The 3,733-nt window shown below is 37.8% G+C and carries 3 protein-coding genes and 1 pseudogene; 1 reads left to right on the forward strand and 3 read right to left on the reverse strand.

The annotated features are described in order from the left end of the window. A pseudogene (locus BBG47_RS27300) lies at positions 1-1,413 on the forward strand (IS4 family transposase); the annotation flags it as partial. Between the two features lie 125 nt (positions 1,414-1,538). On the opposite strand, the gene BBG47_RS27305 reads toward BBG47_RS27300, so the two are convergent. The 3 genes from BBG47_RS27305 to BBG47_RS27315 all read right to left on the reverse strand — a co-directional run bounded on the left by BBG47_RS27305 (position 1,539) and on the right by BBG47_RS27315 (position 3,605). Further along, on the reverse strand, positions 1,539-2,372 hold the full coding sequence (locus tag BBG47_RS27305; RefSeq protein WP_083189638.1) for a class I SAM-dependent methyltransferase: 834 nt from the start codon (positions 2,370-2,372) through the stop codon (positions 1,539-1,541). A 76-nt stretch (positions 2,373-2,448) separates the two neighbouring features. Beyond that, a complete protein-coding gene (locus BBG47_RS27310; protein WP_065294365.1) occupies positions 2,449-2,994 on the reverse strand; it encodes a GNAT family N-acetyltransferase in 546 nt (181 codons plus the stop codon). Between the two features lie 344 nt (positions 2,995-3,338). Further along, the gene (locus BBG47_RS27315; RefSeq protein ID WP_065294366.1) at positions 3,339-3,605 is read right to left on the reverse strand and encodes a CD3324 family protein; all 267 of its coding nucleotides are present in this window, start codon (positions 3,603-3,605) and stop codon (positions 3,339-3,341) included. Positions 3,606-3,733 lie beyond the last annotated feature (128 nt).

The following is a 3,733-nucleotide window of genomic DNA, read 5'->3' on the forward strand; positions in this document are numbered from 1 at the left end:
GAAGAATTACATCTATTCTCACAAGAATTACAACGCTTTCTATCTCCAGTAGTCCTACAAGACATCGCCAGACAAGTTGGCTTTGTAAAACGGTCTAGTAAATATCAAGCGAACGAACTCATTGCCCTTTGCGTATGGCTCAGTCAGGAAATCGCTAGCACATCACTTACACAATTGTGCAGTCGGTTAGAAGCTTCCACTGGGGTACTAATGAGCCCAGAAGGATTGAATCAACGCTTTAATCCAGCAGCTGTCGCATTTCTAAGAGAAGTCTTTACTTCTCTTCTCACACAAAAGCTCTGTTCCAATCAATCGCTTTCTGCACACATGATGTCTATTTTCAATCGTATTCGTATTTTAGATGCGACGGTGTTTCAGTTACCAGATACCTTCGCCACTGACTATCAAGGATCAGGTGGAAGTAGTAATACTGCGGGGGTGAAGATTCAACCTGAATATGATTTACTCAGTGGTCAGTTTTTAAACGTACAGCTTGGGCCAGGAAAGAACAATGATAAAACATACGGTACCATTTGTCTTGAAACCACTGAGAAAGGAGACCTATGTTTACGTGATCTTGGTTACTTCGATTTAGGAGACTTACAAACCATTCAGGATAAAGAGGCTTATTATATCTCACGGTTGAAGTTGAATACACGCATTTATATCAAGAACCCTGAACCAGAATACTTCAACAATGGTACGTTAAAAAAGCTGACAGAATACATCCAGCTTGATATGACACAAATGATGTCTGGTCTAATCCCTGGTGAAACGATAGAACTCCCCGAGGCATACATTGGCCAAAACCAGAAACTTCCAGTATGTGTTATTATCCATCGTTTAACCGACGATCAAACAAAAACGCGTTTGAAAAATCAAGCAATACGTGAGAAGAAAAAAGGTATTATCATGAAGGATAAAAGTAAGCGTTTGATGGGCATGAATGTATATATTACGAACACATCGCCAGAAGAAGTACCGACTAACTATGTGCATTCCTTGTATTCACTGCGTTAGCAAATAGAGATTTTGTTTAAAACATGGAAGTCGTTCTTTGAAATTGATGAGTGTAAGGACATCAAAAAAGAACGTCTTGAATGCCATTTGTATGGTCAACTCATTGGCATTCTCATTTGTTCCTCTACGATGTTTCAAATGCGACAGTTTTTACTTGAAAAGCAGAAGCAAGAACTAAGCGAATACAAAGCAATTTATATGATTAGGGATTACTTTCCGCTACTGTTCCAAGCAATGGTGGTTGACACAGATGAACTCTCGGCGATTCTACATCGCCTCTATCAATCGCTTAAAAAGAATGGTCGTAAATGTCATCGTTACAAAAAAATGACCGTCTTCGATATTCTTGGTGTTGTCTATGAAACGACGGTGAATAAAAGACAAGTTGCCTAGCGGAAAAATCACATTTTCATAGGTTTATTTGGCATGTTTATTTTTCCGAAACTCACTAGTCACAGTACAAAAGTCAAGATATAGCTAGGGTTTCTCACTGTTAGCTTGATGGGCATGGGATAGCGTCAGGAAAATGTAAGACGGCAATGAATAACCATAGATTTACTATCTTTTGTAAAAGAATCCTTTTTCCAAGAACCATACATGGAAATTAACTCAAAGTCGTGTTCAGAAAGCAGTCTTTGTATTTCCATCGGGTATGTGTAACGTAAAGAAATCGAATCTTTCTTGATAGTATCAATATTATTTATGAGAGTATTTTGAATTGTAGTGCAATGCATAACTTGAGTCTGATGATTGTAAACATCACGATGTTTCTCAACCACCAATTGATTATTGGCATTGGTATAAGTATTTTCTACTTCATCAATCACTGCTAATTCCTTTAGTATTGGATTACGAGTATCAAAGATGAACTCACCGTTTGGCATTAAATGAGATTTAACTGATTTTAACAAAGCACTCTGGCTTTCATTTGTTAAGAAATGCTGAAAGGAGTTCCCTACCATAAATATAAATGGTGATTTGATTGGCAGATCTAATTGAGTACAGTCTTGTTTTGAGAAGTGAATATTTACATTGGATGCTTTTTCCTTCTCAATGGCTAAATTAAGCATTCCTTGATGAATATCAACCCCATACATTGCATATCCTCTTTTTGCCATTGGAATCGTTAATCTTCCTGTACCACATGCTAATTCAATAATCGGGTGTGTTGTCTTTTCCACACACTCTTGAATAAAATCTAAATCTTCTTTGTAATTATTATACAAATCATCATAATGTAGAGGATCCGCATACTTTTCTAAATTTCCCTCAAAAATATCTAGTGACATCCGTACTCTCCCTATTCCATATAATAATGAATTAGTTAACATAATAATAATTTCGTTAACCATTCGAAAAAATCCCTCCTATTCCAAAATACCCTTTGCGAGAATAGAGGATTTTAATGTGAAAAAAGATTAGTTCAACTTATAGAGATGTGTTCGCTTTTTTTATGTACTCGGTATCGAGTATCGCATAAAAATATTGATCAACCCATTGCCCCTTCCACATTAATTCTTCTTTGAAAGTCCCTTCTCTTCTCATTCCTAACTTCTCCATCAAGTTCATGGATTTCATATTGTGACAATTACACATACCAACGACTTTATGAGCTCCTAGCTGATGGAATGAGAAATCAAGTAATAGATTTATGGCTTCTAACCCGTAACCGTGTCCTTGGAATTCTGGGATTATGGCAAATCCGAGTTCCCAACTCTTTCGGTGTTCGGAGTAACTCCAAATTTGAGCTAAGCCAACAGGAATTGACTTTCCATCGGCTTCCTTCGTTATGACAAAATTATATTGGGATGTTGAATTCATCTGTTCAAGATACTTGCCCCTAACTGTCCCCTTATCAGATTCAACTTGTTCTTCAAACAACCAGATACCGGTGTTTGTTTCTAGTTCACATACAAAATCTAAGTCGTCTGAAGTAACCTTTGAAAGAAATACACGGTCACCATCGATCTTCATGAGAAATCACTCCCGTTTCGATTTATCTGCTTCAATTTACTGATCAAACATGACGGCCGAATCTAGACGAATTGAACCTAGCCTAGTCGAATCTATTGGTGATACAGTCAACCAATGCGTGTGTGCATCTTTCTACGGTATTATTCTCCGTGTCTATAATCATGTCAGGCTGCAGCGGTTCATCGTAATGGACATCCATTAGCAGTATACAAGAGCGATACTGCTTTAAATGATTGTAGCAATGTGAGAATCGAGTCGATAGACAGCAAATGAATCTAAACTGTTCTTTGCACATAAAAAGCCACGTCAGATCGAAATCTGATGTGGCTTGCGCATTGAATCATCTATTTTAACTTGGTATATACGATTTTCTTAATACTGTCGTAGGACAGGAAATAATGCTCCATAAGCTGCTCGATTGTTGCACCTTCGGCAAATCTGTTGCGAATTTCATGATTGCGTAAGGCCAGCAGCTTTCTGCTTCCGGATTTTGTGCCCCATGCCTTACGTTCTTCCTTGCGTTTCGGAATGTACAGCATGACACCATTCGTATATTTTTGAACTTCCTTTAGCAGTTCTTGTGGTAAAATGTCCGCGTTGACATATTTCATGATAACTCTACCCCTTATATTAGTTAGATAGTAAGGTGGCAAAGTCTCAATATAAACATATCTCACCGTCACGGATGAAGGCGGTTCAAGCATGCTTGGCTCTATACAAACAACCGCCGTTGTTTATA

Origin of the sequence: Paenibacillus sp. KS1, assembly GCF_001680695.1 — a bacterium.
GTDB lineage: Bacteria > Bacillota > Bacilli > Paenibacillales > Paenibacillaceae > Paenibacillus_B > Paenibacillus_B suaedae.

Excerpts from the sequence above, each read along its gene's own strand:
- BBG47_RS27305 (WP_083189638.1), bottom strand. The coding sequence starts at position 2,372 with ATGGTTAACGAAATTATTATTATGTTAACTAATTCATTATTATATGGA.
- BBG47_RS27310 (WP_065294365.1), bottom strand. The coding sequence starts at position 2,994 with ATGAAGATCGATGGTGACCGTGTATTTCTTTCAAAGGTTACTTCAGAC.
- BBG47_RS27315 (WP_065294366.1), bottom strand. The coding sequence starts at position 3,605 with ATGAAATATGTCAACGCGGACATTTTACCACAAGAACTGCTAAAGGAA.